The 17784-nt window shown below is 66.9% G+C and carries 20 protein-coding genes; 7 read left to right on the plus strand and 13 right to left on the minus strand.

The genetic code is table 11. The annotated features are described in order from the left end of the window. Window position 1: 1 nt before the first annotated feature. From coaD to JN531_RS02620, 4 genes are all read right to left on the minus strand, one after another. Window positions 2-523, minus strand: coding sequence for a pantetheine-phosphate adenylyltransferase (gene coaD / locus JN531_RS02605; RefSeq protein ID WP_228347297.1), 522 nt, complete (start codon window positions 521-523; stop codon window positions 2-4). Then, window positions 520-1095, minus strand: a complete 576-nt coding sequence (gene rsmD, locus JN531_RS02610) for a 16S rRNA (guanine(966)-N(2))-methyltransferase RsmD (protein WP_228347298.1) — start codon at window positions 1093-1095, stop codon at window positions 520-522. The genes coaD and rsmD overlap by 4 nt, the downstream gene beginning before the upstream one ends. A 64-nt stretch (window positions 1096-1159) precedes the next feature. Further along, the gene (locus JN531_RS02615; RefSeq protein ID WP_228347299.1) at window positions 1160-2086 is read right to left on the minus strand and encodes a crotonase/enoyl-CoA hydratase family protein; all 927 of its coding nucleotides are present in this window, start codon (window positions 2084-2086) and stop codon (window positions 1160-1162) included. Then, window positions 2076-2885, minus strand: coding sequence for a crotonase/enoyl-CoA hydratase family protein (locus JN531_RS02620; protein ID WP_228347300.1), 810 nt, complete (start codon window positions 2883-2885; stop codon window positions 2076-2078). Before JN531_RS02620 ends, JN531_RS02615 begins: the two co-directional genes overlap by 11 nt. Before the next feature lie 84 nt (window positions 2886-2969). Here JN531_RS02620 and JN531_RS02625 point away from each other — a divergent pair, with 84 nt between their 5' ends. Then, a complete protein-coding gene (locus JN531_RS02625) occupies window positions 2970-3770 on the plus strand; it encodes a PaaX family transcriptional regulator C-terminal domain-containing protein (RefSeq protein ID WP_228347301.1) in 801 nt (266 codons plus the stop codon). Beyond that, window positions 3767-4750: a fatty acid desaturase family protein gene (locus JN531_RS02630; protein ID WP_228347302.1), complete on the plus strand. Its 984-nt coding sequence runs from the start codon at window positions 3767-3769 to the stop codon at window positions 4748-4750. Before JN531_RS02625 ends, JN531_RS02630 begins: the two co-directional genes overlap by 4 nt. Before the next feature lie 66 nt (window positions 4751-4816). On the opposite strand, the gene JN531_RS02635 is transcribed toward JN531_RS02630, so the two are convergent. Then, entirely contained in the window at window positions 4817-5383 is a 567-nt protein-coding gene (locus JN531_RS02635) for an adenylate kinase (RefSeq protein WP_228347303.1), read from the minus strand. A 244-nt stretch (window positions 5384-5627) separates the two neighbouring features. Here JN531_RS02635 and ppa point away from each other — a divergent pair, with 244 nt between their 5' ends. The 3 genes from ppa to JN531_RS02650 all read left to right on the plus strand — a co-directional run bounded on the left by ppa (window position 5628) and on the right by JN531_RS02650 (window position 7158). Then, window positions 5628-6158, plus strand: coding sequence for an inorganic diphosphatase (ppa, locus tag JN531_RS02640; RefSeq protein WP_228347304.1), 531 nt, complete (start codon window positions 5628-5630; stop codon window positions 6156-6158). 161 nt (window positions 6159-6319) lie between these two features. Beyond that, window positions 6320-6670 carry a DUF4870 family protein gene (locus JN531_RS02645; RefSeq protein ID WP_228347305.1) on the plus strand — a complete coding sequence of 117 codons (351 nt, stop codon included), beginning with the start codon at window positions 6320-6322 and terminating at the stop codon, window positions 6668-6670. After that, window positions 6667-7158: a hypothetical protein gene (locus tag JN531_RS02650; protein ID WP_228347306.1), complete on the plus strand. Its 492-nt coding sequence runs from the start codon at window positions 6667-6669 to the stop codon at window positions 7156-7158. The genes JN531_RS02645 and JN531_RS02650 overlap by 4 nt, the downstream gene beginning before the upstream one ends. An 8-nt stretch (window positions 7159-7166) precedes the next feature. Here the strand turns inward: JN531_RS02650 and JN531_RS02655 are convergent, their stop codons facing one another. From JN531_RS02655 to JN531_RS02665, 3 genes are read right to left on the minus strand one after another with little or no spacing between them, the layout of a single operon-like run. After that, window positions 7167-7685, minus strand: a complete 519-nt coding sequence (locus tag JN531_RS02655) for an AAA family ATPase (RefSeq protein ID WP_228347307.1) — start codon at window positions 7683-7685, stop codon at window positions 7167-7169. Beyond that, window positions 7667-8578: an ROK family protein gene (locus tag JN531_RS02660; RefSeq protein ID WP_228347308.1), complete on the minus strand. Its 912-nt coding sequence runs from the start codon at window positions 8576-8578 to the stop codon at window positions 7667-7669. The genes JN531_RS02655 and JN531_RS02660 overlap by 19 nt, the downstream gene beginning before the upstream one ends. Further along, on the minus strand, window positions 8575-9345 hold the full coding sequence (locus JN531_RS02665; RefSeq protein ID WP_228347309.1) for a class II aldolase/adducin family protein: 771 nt from the start codon (window positions 9343-9345) through the stop codon (window positions 8575-8577). Before JN531_RS02665 ends, JN531_RS02660 begins: the two co-directional genes overlap by 4 nt. Before the next feature lie 119 nt (window positions 9346-9464). Between JN531_RS02665 and JN531_RS02670 the strand changes: the two genes are divergently transcribed. Beyond that, window positions 9465-10703, plus strand: coding sequence for an esterase/lipase family protein (locus JN531_RS02670; RefSeq protein WP_228347310.1), 1239 nt, complete (start codon window positions 9465-9467; stop codon window positions 10701-10703). On the opposite strand, the gene JN531_RS02675 is transcribed toward JN531_RS02670, so the two are convergent. The 3 genes from JN531_RS02675 to JN531_RS02685 are packed head-to-tail and all read right to left on the minus strand — an operon-like array spanning window position 10685 to window position 13186. After that, window positions 10685-11119, minus strand: a complete 435-nt coding sequence (locus tag JN531_RS02675; protein ID WP_228347311.1) for a DUF3429 domain-containing protein — start codon at window positions 11117-11119, stop codon at window positions 10685-10687. The two genes, JN531_RS02670 and JN531_RS02675, sit on opposite strands and share 19 nt — an antisense overlap. A 7-nt stretch (window positions 11120-11126) precedes the next feature. After that, window positions 11127-11951 carry a mechanosensitive ion channel domain-containing protein gene (locus JN531_RS02680; protein WP_228347312.1) on the minus strand — a complete coding sequence of 275 codons (825 nt, stop codon included), beginning with the start codon at window positions 11949-11951 and terminating at the stop codon, window positions 11127-11129. Window positions 11952-11956: 5 nt separating this feature from the next. Continuing rightward, the gene (locus tag JN531_RS02685; protein WP_228347313.1) at window positions 11957-13186 is read right to left on the minus strand and encodes a hypothetical protein; all 1230 of its coding nucleotides are present in this window, start codon (window positions 13184-13186) and stop codon (window positions 11957-11959) included. On the opposite strand from JN531_RS02685, the gene JN531_RS02690 reads away from it, so the two are divergent. Further along, the gene (locus JN531_RS02690; protein WP_228347314.1) at window positions 13185-15029 is read left to right on the plus strand and encodes an ABC-F family ATP-binding cassette domain-containing protein; all 1845 of its coding nucleotides are present in this window, start codon (window positions 13185-13187) and stop codon (window positions 15027-15029) included. The genes JN531_RS02685 and JN531_RS02690 overlap by 2 nt on opposite strands. 24 nt (window positions 15030-15053) lie before the next feature. Here the strand turns inward: JN531_RS02690 and JN531_RS02695 are convergent, their stop codons facing one another. Both JN531_RS02695 and JN531_RS02700 read right to left on the minus strand, forming a co-directional pair. Continuing rightward, entirely contained in the window at window positions 15054-16880 is a 1827-nt protein-coding gene (locus JN531_RS02695) for an HTTM domain-containing protein (RefSeq protein ID WP_228347315.1), read from the minus strand. A 102-nt stretch (window positions 16881-16982) separates the two neighbouring features. Further along, complete coding sequence (locus tag JN531_RS02700; RefSeq protein ID WP_228347316.1) at window positions 16983-17750, minus strand: hypothetical protein; 768 nt, start codon at window positions 17748-17750, stop codon at window positions 16983-16985. Window positions 17751-17784 lie beyond the last annotated feature (34 nt).

Genomic DNA, 17784 nt, shown 5'->3' on the forward strand with positions numbered 1-17784 from the left:
TCTACCGTCGTCGCGTGCGTCGGACCGGCGCAGCCTTGGCCTCGCGGCCGAAACGCTCCAGCAGCGGCTTGATCACCGGCTTTGGCACCAGCTTTTCCACTGGCGCGCCGAGACCCGCCAATTCCCGCACCAGGCTGGACGACAGGTGCGCATACTCGGGGCTGGGCGCCAGCATCACGGTATCGAGCTGCGGGTAGAGATCGCGATTCATCACCGCCATCTGCTTTTCGTAGTCGACATCGCCGACCGTGCGGACACCGCGCACCAGCACGTTGACGTTGTTGTCACGCGCGAAGTCGACCACCAGTCCGGTGAAGCCCTTGACCACGACATTGGGGAGATCGGCAACGCAAGCCTCGATCAGGGCCACCCGCTCCTCCAGATTGAACCGCGGATTCTTCGCCGGGTTGAGGCCGACGGCGATCACCAACTTGGGGAACATGCGCGCGGCGCGGTGCATGATGTCGTTGTGCCCGAGGGTGATCGGATCAAAGGTGCCCGAATAGGCGGCGACGATTTTCATGCGGTTGGGACTCCGGCGTCGTCAAAAATGGCGAGGGCGAAGCATACCTTTCCAGCCTTTTTCTCGCGGTGAAGGGTGAGACCGGGGGGCAATGCCGGCGGCGCCCCTGCCGGCCATTCCAGATACACCCGTGCCCCGGGCGCCAGACACTTGGGCAGGTCGATCAGGGCACGTTCGAGCGTGTCGCCGCCGTAGGGCGGATCGATGAAGACCACGTGATAGCGATGCCAGGTCTGCTCGATGAAGTAGAGCGCATCCATGGTGGTGACGTCGGTATTGTCGGCCTTCAGCAGCCGACAGGCATCGCGGATCATGGCCGCCTGCCGGCTCCCCGTTTCCACGAATGTGACATGCGCCGCACCCCGCGACACCGCCTCCAGCCCCAGCGCGCCCGATCCGGCGAACAGGTCGAGACAACGGGCGCCGTGGATGACCGGCGCAAGCCAGTCGAACAAGGTTTGCCGAACCCGGTCCGGCGTCGGCCGCACACCGGCCGCCGCATCAAACTCGATCTGACGCGAGCGATGGGTGCCGCCGATGATGCGCAGGGTACCGAGAGGTCGTTTGGCCATGCGCGGATGGTACGCAGGCCCGGGGGCCGTCGGGAAGCCCTGCCGTCGACCGGCCAGCGCCCGGTCACCCTTTGAAGGTCGACAGGCCGACGTCGCCGAAGGGGTCGTCCCGCTCGCGCACCGCCTGCCGGAAACCGGCCTCGGCAGCGCGCTGTTGGAAGGCATAGCCTTCTGGCGTGTGGCGGGTGATCCCGTCAAACACCGTGCCCAGCACCTGGGTCGTGTGCAATCCCTGCTGCATCACCGACTGATTGAGCAGCAGCTTCATCATCACCAGCTGGTTCACCGGCATGCGGGCGATACGTGCCAGCAGGACCTCGAAGCGTTCATCCAGCTGGTCGGCGGGCGCCGACTCGATGGCGAGGCCCCATTCCCGGGCCTCGCGACCCGAGAGGCAATCGCCGGTGAACAGCAGCCGCTTCGCCTTTTCCAGGCCGATCCGATGGAACCACAGCGAGGTGGTGGGTGAGCCCCAGACCCGCGCCGGCGGGTAGCCGATCTTGGCGTCATCGGCGATCACCAACAGGTCGGAACACAGGGCCATGTCGGTGCCGCCGGCGACACAGAAGCCATGCACCTTGCACACCACCGGCTTCTCGCTGTGAAACAGGCTCATGAAGCCCTTCACGTTCCGGCTCATCATGGCGTAGTCGGTCATCGGGTCCCACTGCGCATCCGGCGCGTGATTGCGCATCTGCACCGCTGGGTCCAGCACCGAGCCGACCGGCCGGTGCGGGCCGGCTTCCCCCACCGACATCGACTCGGCGCTGTCGACCAGATCGTAGCCGCCGCAGAAACCACTGCCGTTACCCGCCAGCGCGATGACGTGCACCGCGGGATCGAGGTTGGCACGCTCCACGCAGGCGGCCAACTCCCGTGGCAGGTCCATGGTGATGCCATTGCCGCGCGCGGGGCGGTTGAGGGTGATGCGGGCGATACGGTCAGTGACCGCGTAGGTCATGGTCTGCAATTCGGACATGTCAGGCTCCATCGGAGAGATCGGAAAAGCGGCCGTGGCGGCCAATGCCATCGCGGAAGCGGCTGGCGCCCGCCACGGTCTCCCCCGACTGCAGGGTGGCCATGCCGTGCCTGAACTCGTTGGCGATGGCGGCCGGTTCATCCAGCCCCCATTGCTCATAGGCGCTTTGCCGGTCCCCCCGCAGACAGGTCTGAGGGAAACCGGCCAGCTCGCCGGCCAGTGCCACCGCCGCAGCCAGCGCCTGCCCGGCCGGCACCACCCGGTTGGCCAGCCCCATCTGCAGGGCCTCGTCAGCGCCCACCGGGCGGCCGGTGAGAATCAGGTCCATCGCCCGACTCATGCCGATCAGGCGCGGCAACCGCACGGTGCCGCCATCAATCAGCGGCACACCGAACCGCCGGCAGAACACGCCGAATACGGCGGTCTCGTCGGCCACTCGCAGGTCACACCAGGCCGCCAGCTCCAGCCCTCCCGCAACGCAATATCCACTGACGGCGGCGATCACCGGCTTCGACAGCGACAACCGGGTCGGGCCCATGGGGCCGTCGCCATCCGGGGCCAGTCGATTGCGGCGCGCGGCATCGCCACTGGCCACGGCCTTGAGATCTGCACCGGCGCAGAAGTGATCGCCCGCCCCGGTGAGGATCGCCACGGCGGCGTCAGTGTCCGCCTCGAAGTCACGGAAGGCCTGCACCAAGGCTGCGGCGGTCGCACCATCGACCGCGTTTCGGGCCTCGGGTCGATTGAGGCGAATCACCCAGTAGGACGGCGCCCGTTGGATCTGGACCAGCGCAGCATCAGCGGATGTCATCGGCGTTTCTCATTACATGATTTGACGTATTTTATACCTTCAATGTAATGTTTATTGCAATGAACTTTGTTGCTCACCACCGCAATGAACCCCACGCCCCGTCGCTTGATTCTGGACCTGCTGCTCGCGGCTGAAGGCCGTCCGTTGGCGGCGCGCGACGCCATTGCCGCCAGCGGTCTGTTCGGCGCCCGCGAGAGCAGCGTGCGGGTGGCTTTGGCGCGGCTGTCGGCCGACGGACTGATCGACAGCACCGATCGCGGCTGGTATCAACTCAGTGCCAAGGGCCACGAACTGGCCGATGACGTTGCCACCTGGCGCACCGCTGAGCAGCGCACCCGCGCCTGGCGCGAAGGCCACTACCTGCTGGTCCATACCGGTGGCCTCGGCCGGGGTAATCGCAGCGCGCTGCGGCGCCGTCAGCGGGCGCTGGATCTGCTGGGCTTCCGCAGCCAGGCGTCGGACCTGCACCTGCGACCTGACAACCTGGCCGAGGATCTGCCGTCACTGCGCCGACGTCTGCGCGCGCTCGGGCTTCCAGCCGAAGCCATACTGTGCACGGCCACCGACTTCGACCCCACCGATGAGCGACGGATCCGCGCCCTCTGGGACGGCAAGGCGCTCAATCGCACCTATCGCAGCCTGCGCGCCGAACTCGAGGCCTGGCTGAAGCGCGCCCCCCGCCTGGAGACCGACGTGGCGGCCCGCGAAGCATTCCTGCTCGGTAGCCGCGGTATCCGTCAGGTGGTCTTCGACCCGCGCCTGCCGGCACCGATGGTTGATATCGAGGCGCGGCAGGCTTTCGTCGCCAGCGTTCACCGCTTCGACCGTACCGGTCAGCTGATCTGGCGCCACTGGATCGAACAACAGCGAGAGCTCACGACATGACCGCTCATACCCCCACGCTGCAGCGGAACCCTTCCAGGGCACGCAGCTTCCTCAGCACCGACGAAATCCGGCGCTTCACCGCGCGTTCGAACCTGATGGGCGCCTGGGCGCTGCTCAGCACCTGGAGCGTGATTGCACTGTCCTTTGCGGCGTTGGCGTACTGGCCCAACCCGCTGACCTTCCTGCTGGTGGTGGGCGTGCTCGGCGGGCGGCAACTGGCGCTGGCCATCCTCGGCCACGAAGCGGCCCATCGCACCCTGTTCCGCCATCGTGGTCTCAACGACTGGGCCGGCGATTGGCTGGCGGCACGGTGGATCTGGAACGATGTGCCGCGCTACCGGATTCATCACATGCGACACCACGCACACACCGGCACCGAGGGCGACCCCGACCTCAGCCTGGTGGCGCCCTTCCCGACGACCCGCCGCAGTCTCTGGAAGAAGGTGCTGCGAGATCTCACCGGTGTCACCGGCGTTCGCCGGATCGCGGCCCAGGTGCTGATCGATATCGGCGTTTTCGAGTACACCGTGGCCGCCAAGGTGACGCCGCGCCCATCGGCCGGCCGCCGTTGGGCCGACTACGCGGCAGAAGGCGCACGCAACATGGCCGGCGTGGTACTCACCAATGCGCTGATGTTCGCCGTGCTGGCGCTGATCGGCCATGCCTGGCTCTACGCCGCCTGGGGTGTGGCGTACCTGACCACTTTCAGCCTGTTCATCCGCCTTCGTTCGATCGCCGAGCATGCCTGCATGGCGCGCAGCAGCGATCCCCTGCGCAATACCCGCACCACCCGCGCCGGCTGGTTGGCTCGGATGACGGTGGCGCCGTTCAACGTCAACTTCCACCTGGAGCACCATCTGCTCGCGGCCGTGCCCTGGTTCCGCCTGCCCGCCCTGCATCGGCATATGCGGACACGCCATGGGGTGGCGGCGGCCGATGGCTATCTGGCGGTATTGCGCACCGCCTCGGGACGCGGATGAGCCCCCACAAAAAAACCCCCGCACGCGGGGGTTTTCGGGTTGCCATGAACGATGGGGGCGGCGGTGTCAGCCGCCGAGCACGCCGATAATGCGTTCGAAGATGGTGTCCATCGACCCCACACCCTCGACGGTCTGCACCTTGTTCTGGGCTCGGTAGTACGCCAACAGCGGTGAGGTTTCGGCGTTATAGACCTCAATGCGCTTGCGGATGACGTCTTCCCGGTCGTCGGCGCGCCCTTCGATCTTGGCGCGCTCGAGCAATCGACGGACGATTTCCTCATCGGTCACGTGCAGATGGACTGCATGGCTGATGCCGGGCTGGCCCAGCTTGGCGAGCATGCCGTCGAGAACTTCTGCCTGCGCCGTATTGCGCGGGAACCCGTCGAGGATGAAGCCCTTCAGGGCATCGGCCTGTTGCAGTCGTTCTTCGACGATGCCGATGACGATACTGTTGTCGACCAGCTGCCCTGCATCCATCGCCGCCTTGGCCTGCTTGCCGAGTGTGGTACCGGCCGCCACCGCCGCGCGCAGCGCATCGCCAGTGGAAATCTTGGGGATACCGTAGCGCGCGACGAGCTTTTCGCCCTGCGTGCCTTTGCCTGAGCCGGGCGCGCCCAGCAGAACGATCCTCATGAAAGTGTCAACCTCTAAAAATGTGAAAAGAGCCGAACGTGAAGCTTCAGGCCATCATTCCGTGGCGATCGGGCGCCAGCCCCCCACAAACGGCTGGGAACGGTAACGGTTGGCCGCCGACCGCGTCAATGCGGGATGACGGCGGAACCGCCCTCGGCGTACACTCCTGCCCCCTCGTGTCAAGCGCCAGGGCGCCAGCCGCCCGAGGGTGCGACACGTCCAAACCGATCAAATGAGGATCAGCATGGGTATCGAAGCACTGGGTGCGGGCGACAAGGCGCCCGAAGAATTCTACGTCGTCATCGAGATTCCGGCCTACGGCCCGCCGGTGAAATATGAAGTCGACAAGGACACCGGCCTGCTGATGGTCGACCGCTTCATGAACGTTGCCATGTGCTACCCCGCCAACTACGGCTATGTTCCCAAGACGCTGGGGGGCGATGGCGACCCGGTTGACGTGCTGGTGATGACGCCGCACCCGGTGGTGGCCGGCAGCATCATCAAATGTCGTGCGGTTGCCGTCCTCGACACCACCGACGAGAAGGGTAGCGACGCCAAGCTGCTCGCGGTGCCGACCGACAAGGTCAGCAATGGCGCCTACGACCACCTGCATGACCTGGCCGATGTGCCGGAGCGCACCAAGAACGAGATCCAGCACTTCTACGAGCGCTACAAGGACCTCGAGAAGGGCAAGTGGGTCAAGGTGGCCGGCTGGCGCGATGCCGCCGCCGCCCGCGCCGAGATCGAAGCCGGGATCAAGGCCTACAAGGGCTGAGGTAACGGCCAGCGCTCTGACAGCGTCGTCTCCTGTGGAGGCGGCGCTTTTTTGTTTGTGTCGCAATTCATGCCGACAGGGCGCCCATCGCCGTGAACGCTGTCGTCCCACGGCCCCGCTTGCTAGGCTTCGTCCACAACCTCTCCTGAACAGGACGCGCCATGGAAGCTCTCGACACGGTTGATGCCGGCACCGAACCGGAACGCAACACCCTGCTGGTCGCCTATATCCTGCACGCGCTGGGCGCCTTCACCGGTGGCGTCACTGCCATCGCTGGCGTCATCGTCAACCACATCAAGGTGAACGAAACCGACAGCATCTTCATCCGCAGCCACCACCGCTGGTTGCTACGCACCTTCTGGTTTGGCGTGCTGTGGATGATCATTGCCACCGTGCTGGCATTCATCGGCATCGGCTTCCTGATCTATCTGGCGGTCGGCATCTGGTACATCTATCGCATCGTCCGCGGCTTCATCAGCTATTCCGAACGCAAAGCGCTGCCCATGGCATGACCGACGAGGCCTCGTCCGAGCCGGTCACCTGGGGATACCTCGGCGGCTGCCTGTTGGCCTTGTTGGCCTTTCTCAACCTGGGCCTGGTGGCGATGCTCCTGACGCCGTTCGCGGTGGTAGCCCATCGCTGGGCGGCCCGCCACAGTGGACCTTGCGCTGCCACACACCACCGGTTTCTGGCGCGCACCTGGCTGTGGACGGTGCTGAGCTATGTGCTGCTCTACGGGCTCCTTGCCTGGCCCTTGTGGCAGGCCCTGAACGTCATGGACGTGGCGGCGCAGGCCCATGCCGCCGCAGACCCCGGGCGGGAATGGGAAACCGTCATCAGCTCGCTGTTCGCCTACCTGTCGACGTATGACGCCTGGGCCATGGGTGCCGCCCTGATGATGGTCGTGCTGCATGGGATGGCGTCCATTCTGATCGCGTCCTGGCTGGCGGTGCGCCTGATCCGTCGCTGGCTGCGCTGGGTTGACCGACGCCCCGCCTGATCACCGCCTCAGGCGCGCAGCCAATCCGCTGCACGCGCCGCCAGCTGCCCCAACGGCTGCGTCGCGTCGAGCTTGAGGAACGGCTCTTGCAGCGGGGCGAACCGTTCGGCCACCTCCGCGGCCAGTGCCGGCGTCCGCTCTGGCGAGGGATGTCCCGTCTGCGCCGCAATGCGCGCCGCGGCCACCGCCACTGGCACATCGACCCACAGCTGCCGCAGACGCGCCCCATATCCGGCGGCAATCGCCGCTGCGCGATCGCGATTGGCCAGACTGGCGAAGGTCATGCCGTCGATGAAGACACTTTGTCCGCCCTGCAAATGGGCCGCCAGCGCCGCCCACACGGCCTCGTTGGCGGCATCCTTCTCGGCACGACCATCAAAGGGCTCGGGGAACATCGCCTGACGGATCCGGTCGCGGTCGATCACCGGCCACGGCAGATGCCCGCGAAGTGCATTCAATAGCGTGGACTTTCCCGATCCCGGCAATCCCACCAGCAACACCACCGTGCTCATGCCGGCCACAGCCATGCTGCTCCCCGAACACCGGAGCTGTCCCCATGCGCCGGCGCGACCAGTCGCGTATCAATTCGGTCAGAGAACACCCATTGATCCCACAGGGCCGGCACATGACGATACAGCCGGGACACCCGCGACAGACCGCCGCCCAGCACGATCACCTCGGGATCGAGTACGTTGATCAGGCTGGCAAGCGCGCGCGCCAACCGGTCTTCATAGCGCGCCAGGCTGGCATTGCAGGCGGCGTCGCCAGCCTCCGCCGCCTCGACGATCTGCTCGCCGCTGAGACCGCCACCGTTGACCTGTGCATGATCGCGCGCCAGACCGGGGCCCGACAGATAGGCCTCGATCGAGCCATGCTGCCCGTCCCAGTGGCGCGGGCCGGGCACTTCGCCCCACTCCGGCCGCGGCCAGGGCAAGGGGTTGTGGCCCCACTCGCCACCGATGGCGTTGGGCCCGGTCCAGGGCCGCCCCTGCCAGGCGATTCCGCCGCCGGTGCCGGTGCCGAGAATCACCGCGAACACCAGTCCAGCACCCGCTGCGGCGCCGTCGCAGGCTTCCGACACGGCGAGGCAGTTGGCATCGTTGGCCATACGCACCTCGCGCTCCAGTCGCGCCTCCAAATCCTGCTTCAGCGGCTGCCCGTTGAGACACAGCGAGTTGGCATTCTTGATCAGACCGGTAGCCGGCGACACCGCGCCGGGGTGACCCAGACCCACCGGCAGACCGGAGGCCCCCGCCGTGGCCTCCATTTCGGCCACCAGCGCGATCACGGTCTCGATCTGTCCGTGGTAAGACTGGTGCGGCGTTGGCCGGCGCGCACGCGCGAGGATGGTGGAGTCCGGCGCCATCAGCACGGCTTCGGTCTTGGTGCCCCCGAGATCGATGCCAATACGCAATGTCATGCGCGCCAACCGGGATCCAACCGGTCCAGCTTTCGCAACAGGCCTGGCCAGGCGAGGCCACCGCCCGCACCGCGGGTCACCTGCATGGCCTGCTGCTGCGCGCCGGCGATGATCCGCGGGTCGATCGGGATCAGCTCGCCGCCACCCGCCTGCGCCCTGACCTGAATCGTGCAGGCGGCCTCGAACAGGTACATGAAGAGGAAGGCATCGGGAATGGTGGCGGCAACCGTCAACAGGCCGTGATTGCGCAGCATGAAGAAATTCTTGGTCCCCAGGTCGGCGACCAGCCGCGGTTTTTCATCGTCGTTGAGGGCCACCCCCTCATAGTCGTGATAGGCGAGCGACGCCAGTACGAAAATGGACTGCTGTGACAACGGCAAGACACCACCGCGCTGGGCCGACACGGCGATCCCGTTGAGCGAATGGGTGTGCATCACGCAATGCGCATCCTCCCGCGCCGCATGAATGGCACTGTGGATGGTGAACCCGGCCGGGTTCACGTCGTAGGGACTGTCCATCACCTTGCGCCCATCGCGATCGACCTTGACCAGGCTGGAGGCGGTGATCTCGTCGAACAGCATGCCGTAGGGGTTGATCAAAAAGTGGGCATCGGCCCCCGGAACCTTGGCGGTGAGGTGGGTGAACACCAGATCGGACCACCCGAACAAGGCCACCAGCCGATACGCTGCTGCGAGGTCCAGTCGCGCCTGCCACTCGTCGGCGGGCACCTGGGATTGCAAGGACGCGGCAGGGCTGGGCGTGGTCATGGCAACACTCGGACACAAGGGGCCCCAGCCTACCGCAGGCCGCCGCGGTTGGCTGAATCGCCCGACCGCCGGGCGCGCGGGCCAATCCGGCGACGCATCCCGGGGCGCAGAGTGCACAAATGTTCACTGAAATAACCCCCCGCAGCCCGCAGACGCCCGATCTGCTGGACGGCGCGCTCGATGTCGCGGGCGCCGTTGCCACCACCATCACCGATACCGTGCAGGCGGTGCACCGCGCCGTTGCCGCGACCCCGTTCCAGTTGCTGGCGGCGCTGCCGGGCCTGCCGGAGATCCGGCGCACGCACGACGAGATCGCCGACGGCGTCTACGCGGTGGTGCGTGAATCGACCCGACAGGCCACCCGCGGCGCCCGTTGGCTGGCGCGGCAGCGGCCACCCCCGACACAGGCGCTCTCGACCCAGCGCGATCTCGCCATCGGCGCCCTCAATGGCGCCTTCGGCAATCACCTGGTCGCACGCGGGAATGGTCTGGCACAGGGCATGGCGTGGGCCCATCACGACGCACCGCTGGCCACCGACCCGGCCACCCTGCGCGCTGCGCTGCCGCAGGCGAGCGGTCGCGTGGCGGTGTTCATCCATGGTCTGTGTTGCACCGAGTCGGTGTGGCAGTTCTACCGCGACGACAACGACGGACTCGACTATCCGCAGCGCCTCCGGGGAGAAGGCTGGACCCCTTTGCTGCTCCGCTACAACAGTGGGCTGCGGATTGCCGACAACGGTCAGACGCTCTCGGACCGCCTCACCGAACTCCTGTCTGCCTATCCGGCGCCGATCCAGGAGCTGGCCCTGATCGGTCACAGCATGGGCGGTCTGGTGGCGCGCAGCGCCGTGCACAGCGCGACCCGTCAGCAGGCGCCCTGGCTCGCCTGTCTGCGACAGGTGATCTGCCTCGGCTCGCCGCACCGCGGCGCCCCGCTGGAGAAGGTCGGCTGGGCCGCCACCGCGCTGCTGGGCATGACGCCCTACACCCGCCCGTTCGCCGGGCTGGCGCGGGCCCGCAGTGCCGGCATCAAGGATCTGCGACACGGCTACGTGGCGCCGGCCGACGGCGCCGACGCTGACCTCGATCATCAATGGGGACCTCCGGCGCAGGCCTGTGAGCGCCCCGCCCACGTCCGCATCGGGTTCATCGGTAGCGTCCTCGGACCACGCCTCGACAGCGCCCTCGCCTACGTCGTCGGCGACGGCCTGGTGCGGCTGGACAGTGCGACGGCGCGGCAGCTGGCGGATGCTGATGTCGCGGCGGTCAGCGGCCGTCATCACCTGCGGTTGCTCAACGATCCGCAGGTGTACGCCCAGATCCGGGCCTGGCTGCAGCCTCAGGCCGACAACGCATAGCGCCAGGCCATCGCCACCAGCACCCCGACGGTGAGCCCGCTACGCAGCGCGAAGTAGCCGCCGATGGTGTCGAGAACCCGTTCGCGCCAGAAGTCCGCCGCCAGCAACAGCAGAAACACCAGCGCCAACAACGCCAATGCTGGCCCGAACGGTAGCAGCAGGGCCAACCACGACATCAGCATGAGCACCACCGAGATCAGCAATCCGAGCTGCCCGTTGGGGCCCATCGAGGCCGGTAGGGCAAATCCCCAGAACGTGCCCGCCATGAAGCTGGCGATCATTGCGTTGTAGGCCAGCCAGGCCGCATCGATCCATTGCGGCGCAGTCCCGGGGGACAGCGCCAACCAGGCAGGGCCGACGAAGAATGGCACGAGGCCGGAGTAGCCGAACAGCAACACGATGCGGGGCAGGTCCATGACAACCTCAGTCGTCGAGCAACAGGGGGAGCGGATCGCGGTCGGGCAACAGCCCAGCGGCCGCCAGTTCACGTCGCGCCCGCAGCAGTAGGTCGGTGGCCATCAGCCGCTCGCAGCGCACATCACTGACATACGCCTTGAGGGTAAATCGGGTCGCCGGCCGCCGCTCGCTGGCGTCCTCGACGATGACCGTGACCGGCCGCGAAAGGGTTACATATGGCGAGCAGGCAGCGGCCTCGACGCAGATGGCGCGCGCGCGCGCGGCATCGATATCCCCGAACAGGGTCAGGGGCACCGCTACCAGCGCCTGGAGACTGGAGGAGTTGGCGTTGATGACCGGCTCGGAGAAGACCCGCGCGTTGAGCACGGTGACTGTGTCGTCGTCGAAGGTCCGTAGGCGGACCGACAGCAGGCCGGTACCGATCACTTCACCGTACTGATCACCGATCGACACCATATCGCCCACTGCCAGCGGCCGCTGGAACAGCATCACGACGCCCGCCACCACGCTCTTGAGCACATCCTGGAACGCCAAGCCGGCCGCCAGGGCGGCCGATGCACCGACGGCCAACAGGGTTTCGCGCGGCAAATCGAGCGCAGCAAACACCACCAGCACCACAGCGATGATCCACGCTACCAGCCGGAATACCGGCACGCTGGCCAGCACCCCCATCCGAATGCGCGGGTACTCCTCGGCCACCCAGCGCATCCCCCGGCCGTACAGCGCCACCAACAGCGGCGTCAACGCCAGGATCGCCACCGCCATCAGTAGGTCACCCCACTCGATGCCGGCAAACAGATCACGCACCTTGTCGTCGACCGCTGTTTCCATCGCGTCTACTCCAGTGCCTGCAGGCTGGATAGTTGTCGCGCCAGCCGGGCGGCGCGAAGCCGTGGGGGCATCAGGACGTCATCGACGACGTCGATCAGGCCGCTGGCCGCCAACCGCGCGGCGTCAGCGACCATGTCGGCCCGGGCGCAGACAAACAGCTCGGCCAGTTCCTCGAGCCGCAATCCGTCGTGGACCATGATCTCGATCAGGGCATAGCGCCGCCGCGGCGGCAGCGGCGCCAGCGCCGGCCAGTCGGGCGGCGCTGGCATCGACAGATGGATCTCGCCGCTGTCCTCGTCGAGCCCGGCGCACGCCAGCCAGTGCTGACAGAGCCGCCCGAGATCCGGGCCGGCCTGCGTCCGCGCTGCACGCACCCAGTCCCGCAGCGGCTCATCGGCAGCCCCCTTGACCACCCGCGCCGGTCGGCCGTCGCTGGCAGACAGGATCCGCAATCCGCGCTCGCCGGCCGCGTGTCGCGACCACAGCGCTTCGGCAAGGGCAGCGTCGTCCAGCCCTTCGATCGCGGTCACGGTCGACACCACACTGTCGATTCCGACCCAGCGCACCAGGCGCTGCCAGGCCGGCGCATGGGCACCCAGCCACCATCCGACCCTGCCGCGCGTCTGCAAAATCAGTTGCATCAGCGTGATGAAAGCGGCGGCACCACCGGGCGCGCGCAGCATCGCCCGATGCAGGGCGGGTATCAGGATCAGCCGCGGCGGCCCCTCGTTCAACGCGGCAGTCAGCGCCGACAGCGTCTGCGATGCCGGTTGCAGCCCCAGTGCGGTGGCGATGGCCGCCACGCCGTCGTTCGGTCCTCGCCAACGCTGAGCGGGATCGACGGTATCGGCCTGCAACCCCGCCGCAGCGGCCTGCTCGCATAGCACCCGTGCGACCTGGGGTAACCGGTCGGCACTGAGGCTGGTGGCGACACAGGCCCCTCGCGCGTCATCGCGGGGACGCAAGAATTGCTGCCCCAGATCCCGCCACACCGGCGCCTCGTCGGGCAACACCTCGGCAAGATCGATGCGCTGGGGGTCGAATCGCGCTGCATAAACCGGGGGCAGTGCCGCCAGCGGGGGACGCTGCGGCGGCGGCGACGACGACGGGCTGGAGCGGCCGCGCATATCCTCGTACCACCGGCGCAGGCCGGTCATCACCACGATCGGGTCTCGGAACAACACATGCCCCAGTGTAGCCGTTGCGACGGCTGACGCCAGTAGAATGCCGGCCATGCTCAAACTGTCCAACGTGACGCTGCGCCGCGGCCCTCGCGCGCTGTTCTCCGATCTCAGCCTTGCTGTTCATCCGGGCCAACGGGTGGGGGTCATCGGCGCCAACGGCGTCGGCAAGAGCAGCCTGTTCGCCGCCATCCTCGGCACGCTCGACTGTGACGGCGGCGACATCCACTGGCCGCGCGAACGCAGCCTGACGGCGGTCTCGCAGGAGGTTCCGGCCCGCCCCGAGCCGGCGCTGACCTACGCCCTCGATGGCGACACCGAACTGCGCGCTCTGGAGGCCCGTCTGACAGCCGCCGAGGCCTCGGGTGACGCCACCACATTGGCACAGGCACATGATCGACTGGCGGCCATCGGTGGCTATGCCGCTGAGGCACGGTGCGCCCAGTTGTTGCGGGGGCTGGGCTTCAGCCCCGAAATGCAACAGCGGCCGGTGGCGAGCTTTTCCGGCGGTTGGCGCATGCGCCTGAACCTGGCACGGGCGCTGATGCGGCGAGCCGATCTGCTGCTGCTCGACGAGCCCACCAATCACCTCGACCTCGATGCCACCCTGTGGCTACAGGAAGTCCTGGCGGGCTATGAAGGCACCTTGCTGCTGATCTCGCACGACCGCGCATTTCTTGACGCGGTTACCACCCACACACTGCACCTGACCGCCGACGGCGGTGCCCTCTACAACGGCCCCTACAGCGCCTTCGAACGCCAGCGCGCCGAGCGGTTGCAACAACAGGCACAACAGCACGCTCAACAGACCCGAAGCCGTGAGGAATTGCAGCGATTCGTCGATCGCTTCCGCGCAAAAGCCTCGAAGGCACGCCAAGCGCAATCGCGGCTGAAGGCGCTGGAGCGCATGGAGGCGGTCGCCCCGGTGTTGCTGTCGAGCCCGTTCAGCTTTCGCTTCCGGGCACCCGAGGCTTTGCCGCATCCTCTGCTGAGCGCCATGCATGCGCAGGCAGGCTATGGCGAAACCGCGCTGTTGCGACAGCTCAAGCTGGTGCTCAACCCCGGCGACCGGATCGCCCTGCTCGGGGCCAATGGTGCCGGCAAGTCGACCCTGATCAAGAGCCTCGCCGGCCAGCAACCGTTCCTCGGTGGCGACATCCGGCGCGCGCCCGACCTTGCCGTCGGCTACTACGCCCAGCACCAGATGGAGCAACTGGACCCGGCGGCCAGCCCACTGCTGCATCTGCAGCGCCTCGACCGCGACGCAAGCGAGCAGGCGCTGCGGGATTACCTTGGGCAGTTCGCCTTCCACGGCGAGCGCCAACTGGAGGCCATCGCCCCGTTTTCGGGCGGCGAAAAGGCACGTCTGGCCCTGTCATTGGTGGTGTATCGGCGTCCGGCCCTGCTGCTGCTGGACGAGCCGACCAACCATCTCGACCTGGAGATGCGCGAGGCGCTGGCGATGGCATTGCAGGACTTCCCCGGGGCCGTGGTGCTGATATCCCACGACCGCTACCTGGTCGAATCGACCTGCGACACCCTGTGGCGGGTCAGTGACGGTCGCTGCGAGCCCTATGACGGCAGTCTCGATGACTACGCCACGTGGTTACGCGAACAACGTCTACAGGGCAGCGCACCATCGCGACCGGCACCCCGCGCCGCCGCCAACGATATCAAGGCCCTGCGCGAGCAACTGCGAAAGCTGGACCGCCAGCTGGAGCGCCTCAGCAACGAACGCCTCCAGCTCGACGCGGCACTGGCAGATCCGGCGCTCTACGCACCGGAACGCCGCGACGACGTCCGCAAATTGCAAGCGACGCAGGCCGACCTGCTAACGCGCCTGACCGACGTCGAGCAGCAATGGCTCAGCATATCGGAGCAGCTCGAAGCGGCCTGAACCTCGGGCCCTCCGAGGTACCGCTCAGAAGCTGGGAGGCAGCGGCGGCGGGGTCTGCCGGTCGGCCTTTTCGCGGTCGACACACTGATGGCTCCAGCCGGTCGCCGGCTTCACCGTCGGCACCTGCCCCGGCGGTACGGTGAACTCCTGCATCCACACCATGCGGAAACTGAGCAGGCGTTGCCCCTCTGCCGCATCAGCGTTCCACTGGCGACAGAGATATCGGCCGTAATGGAGCCGGTGCCCGGCATTGCGCTTTTCCCAGATCCGCCAGCGATAGGTATGCCAGCGGATGTTCTCGTGCTGCGACGGTCGGGCGGGCTTGTCCCATTTCAGTGGCTGACCGGGGCGTAGCACGTCCACCTCGCTGCCATCCTCGAGCCTTCCGGGAAACACCGTCCAGCCGTCTGCCCGCGATGGATAGGGCGCGAACATGTTCCACAATTGGTCGATGCGCAACAGCCGGAAGACCGGCGTCAGGGTTGCGTAGACGGGCTGACTGGGCACCCGTTCGATGGTGGCCGCATTCCAGACCAGCACGAGAAGCAAGAATAACCCGGCCACCTCCTGGGCCCGCTTCCCGACCTCGAAACGCACCGGGCGCAGGGGAAGCAGCCAGCCACTGACGGCCCCCAGCGGGCCGCGCGCACGTCCGACGAGGTCGTAGGCCCAGGTCCCGGGCGCCCTCCACAGTCGCCACGCAGCCAGCGGCGCCAGCCACCCGAACAGCGCCGACGCCCGCAGCAAGGCGACGAAGGCCTCCCATTTCAGGTGCGCCTGATCGTTGGCGTCAATGACCACCCAGGAGTAGTGGGCTTCCAGCAGCGGGCCGGCGCGGGCATCGTCCTGGGCCGGCTTCAGCACCAGGCCTCGGGGCAGCACCAGAAAGGTCCGCAACAACAGACACATCTTCAGGCAGAACCCGCAATCGCGGTCGTAGAACAGCTGCAACGGCGAGTCACGTACCGCCCGCCGGTCGAGTGCATCCCAGAACCAGCCCCCGAGGAACAGGGTCAGTGAGCTGAGGCTGACATAGGGGAAATGTCCGATTTCGATGCAGAGAATGAACCCGACATGCATGCCCATCAGCAGCAGCATGACGATGAAACGGTTGACCCGTGATGCCCAGGGAAGAAAGACGATCAGCGGCCCCAGCCATTCCAGAAAATAGACGAAGTAGCTGAGCGCCTGCATCAGCCCCTGCCGATCGGCCAGCAGCCAGCGCCCAAACGGCGTGGCATAGCGTTCCAATTCGATGGTGTAGTAGACCGCGAGTCCGCTCGGCCACCAGTCGGCGCCGTTCTTGAGAACGGCACTGAAGAAGTAAACCGACATCACCTGCACCAGAACCCCGGCGCTGGCCCATGAGCGGTGCAGATTTGCCGGCGGCGGCGGGACAGTCGACAGTGCGGCGTCGACACTCCAGCGCGCCCCCAATGGCAAGAACAGGGACCAGAACAGCAGGCAGCAGATCAACAGGTCGCCGCCAATGAGAATCATCGGATTCCGGTTCTGGATCGCAGCCACCAACACGAACAGCACGATCACCGCCGCCCGGGTGCGGTAGCCGACCAGCATCGACAGAGCGGCGGTCAGCGCGACACTGAGGCACAAGGCCGCAAACCACGGCTGCTCATTGACCAGCAGCAGGTTCAGCCGCCAAAGACTGTCGGTTTCCAGCAAATAGCCGCCGGGCAGCACGCCCCAACCGCTGTGGAAGGCCACCAGATCGAGACAGAGTCGGCGCAGCAGATCCACACTGATGACCCCGGCAAGGGCCACGCGGAACAGCGCCAGGGTCCGCAGGTCGATACCGAACAGGGCGTCCAGCCGGGGGGCAGCAGATTTCACGTCGGGTCCGTCATGGCAGGCACCGCGGATGCGCGGCTGACACCAATGCAAAGGGGAGCCCTCGGCTCCCCCTGCATCGCTTCACACGCATGACCGCCAGTCTTACAGACCCAGGTCACCCATGTGGCCGGTGCCGCCGTCGAGCCAGCGCTGGCGTTCGATGTCGTTTACCCGGTCCGGTGCGTGGTGCGTCCGCGCGTCGCTGAAGCCCGAGAGCACACCGCCCAACAAGCCACCGGTGGTGGTACCGCCGGTCGGGGTACCGCCCGTCGGGGTGCCGCCGGCAGTGGTGCCTCCGGTGGTGTCGCCACCCGTGGTCGTGCCGCCTGTGGTATCCCCCCCGGTCGTCTCACCGCCGGTGGGCGTTCCGCCAGTCGGGGTGCCCCCGGTGGGGGTGCCACCCGTCGGGGTTCCACCGGTCGGCGTACCACCACCCGTGGTATCGCCCGGCGCAACCGGGTCATCATCATCGCTGGCTTCGTTGGCGACCACACCCACGGTCACCGCTGCAACCACCACGGCCGCCACGGTGCCGGCGGTGCCGAGACCGGCAGCCCCGGCCGCTTCAGCCTGGTTCAGCTGATAACGGACACCTTGCAAGCTGAGGCCGTTGAGGTAGGCGTCGAATCCACGCCGCGAAGACAGGTCCATCACCAGCAGCGGCGGCGCCAGGCCCCACTGCGCATTGTAGGAATCCTGGTCAAGCCGCAGACCGTAATGAAAATCGCGGGGGGCTTCGGCCTTGCCGAAGCGCATGTTGAAGTAGGCCGCGATCTGCGGATCGCGCTCGGCTGCAATGACCGCCACCGACGGCACCACTGCCATGCTGGCGATTGCCGTCATCGCTGCAGCCTTTCTGAGAACGCCCATGCCGCTTCCCCTTAATAATTAATTAACACAGATT

It is taken from the genome of Flagellatimonas centrodinii (assembly GCF_016918765.2).
GTDB lineage: Bacteria > Pseudomonadota > Gammaproteobacteria > Nevskiales > Nevskiaceae > Polycyclovorans > Polycyclovorans centrodinii.

Excerpts from the sequence above, each read along its gene's own strand:
- coaD (WP_228347297.1), bottom strand. The coding sequence starts at position 523 with ATGAAAATCGTCGCCGCCTATTCGGGCACCTTTGATCCGATCACCCTC.
- rsmD (WP_228347298.1), bottom strand. The coding sequence starts at position 1,095 with ATGGCCAAACGACCTCTCGGTACCCTGCGCATCATCGGCGGCACCCAT.
- JN531_RS02615 (WP_228347299.1), bottom strand. The coding sequence starts at position 2,086 with ATGGAGCCTGACATGTCCGAATTGCAGACCATGACCTACGCGGTCACT.
- JN531_RS02620 (WP_228347300.1), bottom strand. The coding sequence starts at position 2,885 with ATGACATCCGCTGATGCTGCGCTGGTCCAGATCCAACGGGCGCCGTCC.
- JN531_RS02625 (WP_228347301.1), top strand. The coding sequence starts at position 2,970 with ATGAACCCCACGCCCCGTCGCTTGATTCTGGACCTGCTGCTCGCGGCT.
- JN531_RS02630 (WP_228347302.1), top strand. The coding sequence starts at position 3,767 with ATGACCGCTCATACCCCCACGCTGCAGCGGAACCCTTCCAGGGCACGC.
- JN531_RS02635 (WP_228347303.1), bottom strand. The coding sequence starts at position 5,383 with ATGAGGATCGTTCTGCTGGGCGCGCCCGGCTCAGGCAAAGGCACGCAG.
- ppa (WP_228347304.1), top strand. The coding sequence starts at position 5,628 with ATGGGTATCGAAGCACTGGGTGCGGGCGACAAGGCGCCCGAAGAATTC.
- JN531_RS02645 (WP_228347305.1), top strand. The coding sequence starts at position 6,320 with ATGGAAGCTCTCGACACGGTTGATGCCGGCACCGAACCGGAACGCAAC.
- JN531_RS02650 (WP_228347306.1), top strand. The coding sequence starts at position 6,667 with ATGACCGACGAGGCCTCGTCCGAGCCGGTCACCTGGGGATACCTCGGC.
- JN531_RS02655 (WP_228347307.1), bottom strand. The coding sequence starts at position 7,685 with ATGGCTGTGGCCGGCATGAGCACGGTGGTGTTGCTGGTGGGATTGCCG.
- JN531_RS02660 (WP_228347308.1), bottom strand. The coding sequence starts at position 8,578 with ATGACATTGCGTATTGGCATCGATCTCGGGGGCACCAAGACCGAAGCC.
- JN531_RS02665 (WP_228347309.1), bottom strand. The coding sequence starts at position 9,345 with ATGACCACGCCCAGCCCTGCCGCGTCCTTGCAATCCCAGGTGCCCGCC.
- JN531_RS02670 (WP_228347310.1), top strand. The coding sequence starts at position 9,465 with ATGTTCACTGAAATAACCCCCCGCAGCCCGCAGACGCCCGATCTGCTG.
- JN531_RS02675 (WP_228347311.1), bottom strand. The coding sequence starts at position 11,119 with ATGGACCTGCCCCGCATCGTGTTGCTGTTCGGCTACTCCGGCCTCGTG.
- JN531_RS02680 (WP_228347312.1), bottom strand. The coding sequence starts at position 11,951 with ATGGAAACAGCGGTCGACGACAAGGTGCGTGATCTGTTTGCCGGCATC.
- JN531_RS02690 (WP_228347314.1), top strand. The coding sequence starts at position 13,185 with ATGCTCAAACTGTCCAACGTGACGCTGCGCCGCGGCCCTCGCGCGCTG.
- JN531_RS02685 (WP_228347313.1), bottom strand. The coding sequence starts at position 13,186 with ATGGCCGGCATTCTACTGGCGTCAGCCGTCGCAACGGCTACACTGGGG.
- JN531_RS02700 (WP_228347316.1), bottom strand. The coding sequence starts at position 17,750 with ATGGGCGTTCTCAGAAAGGCTGCAGCGATGACGGCAATCGCCAGCATG.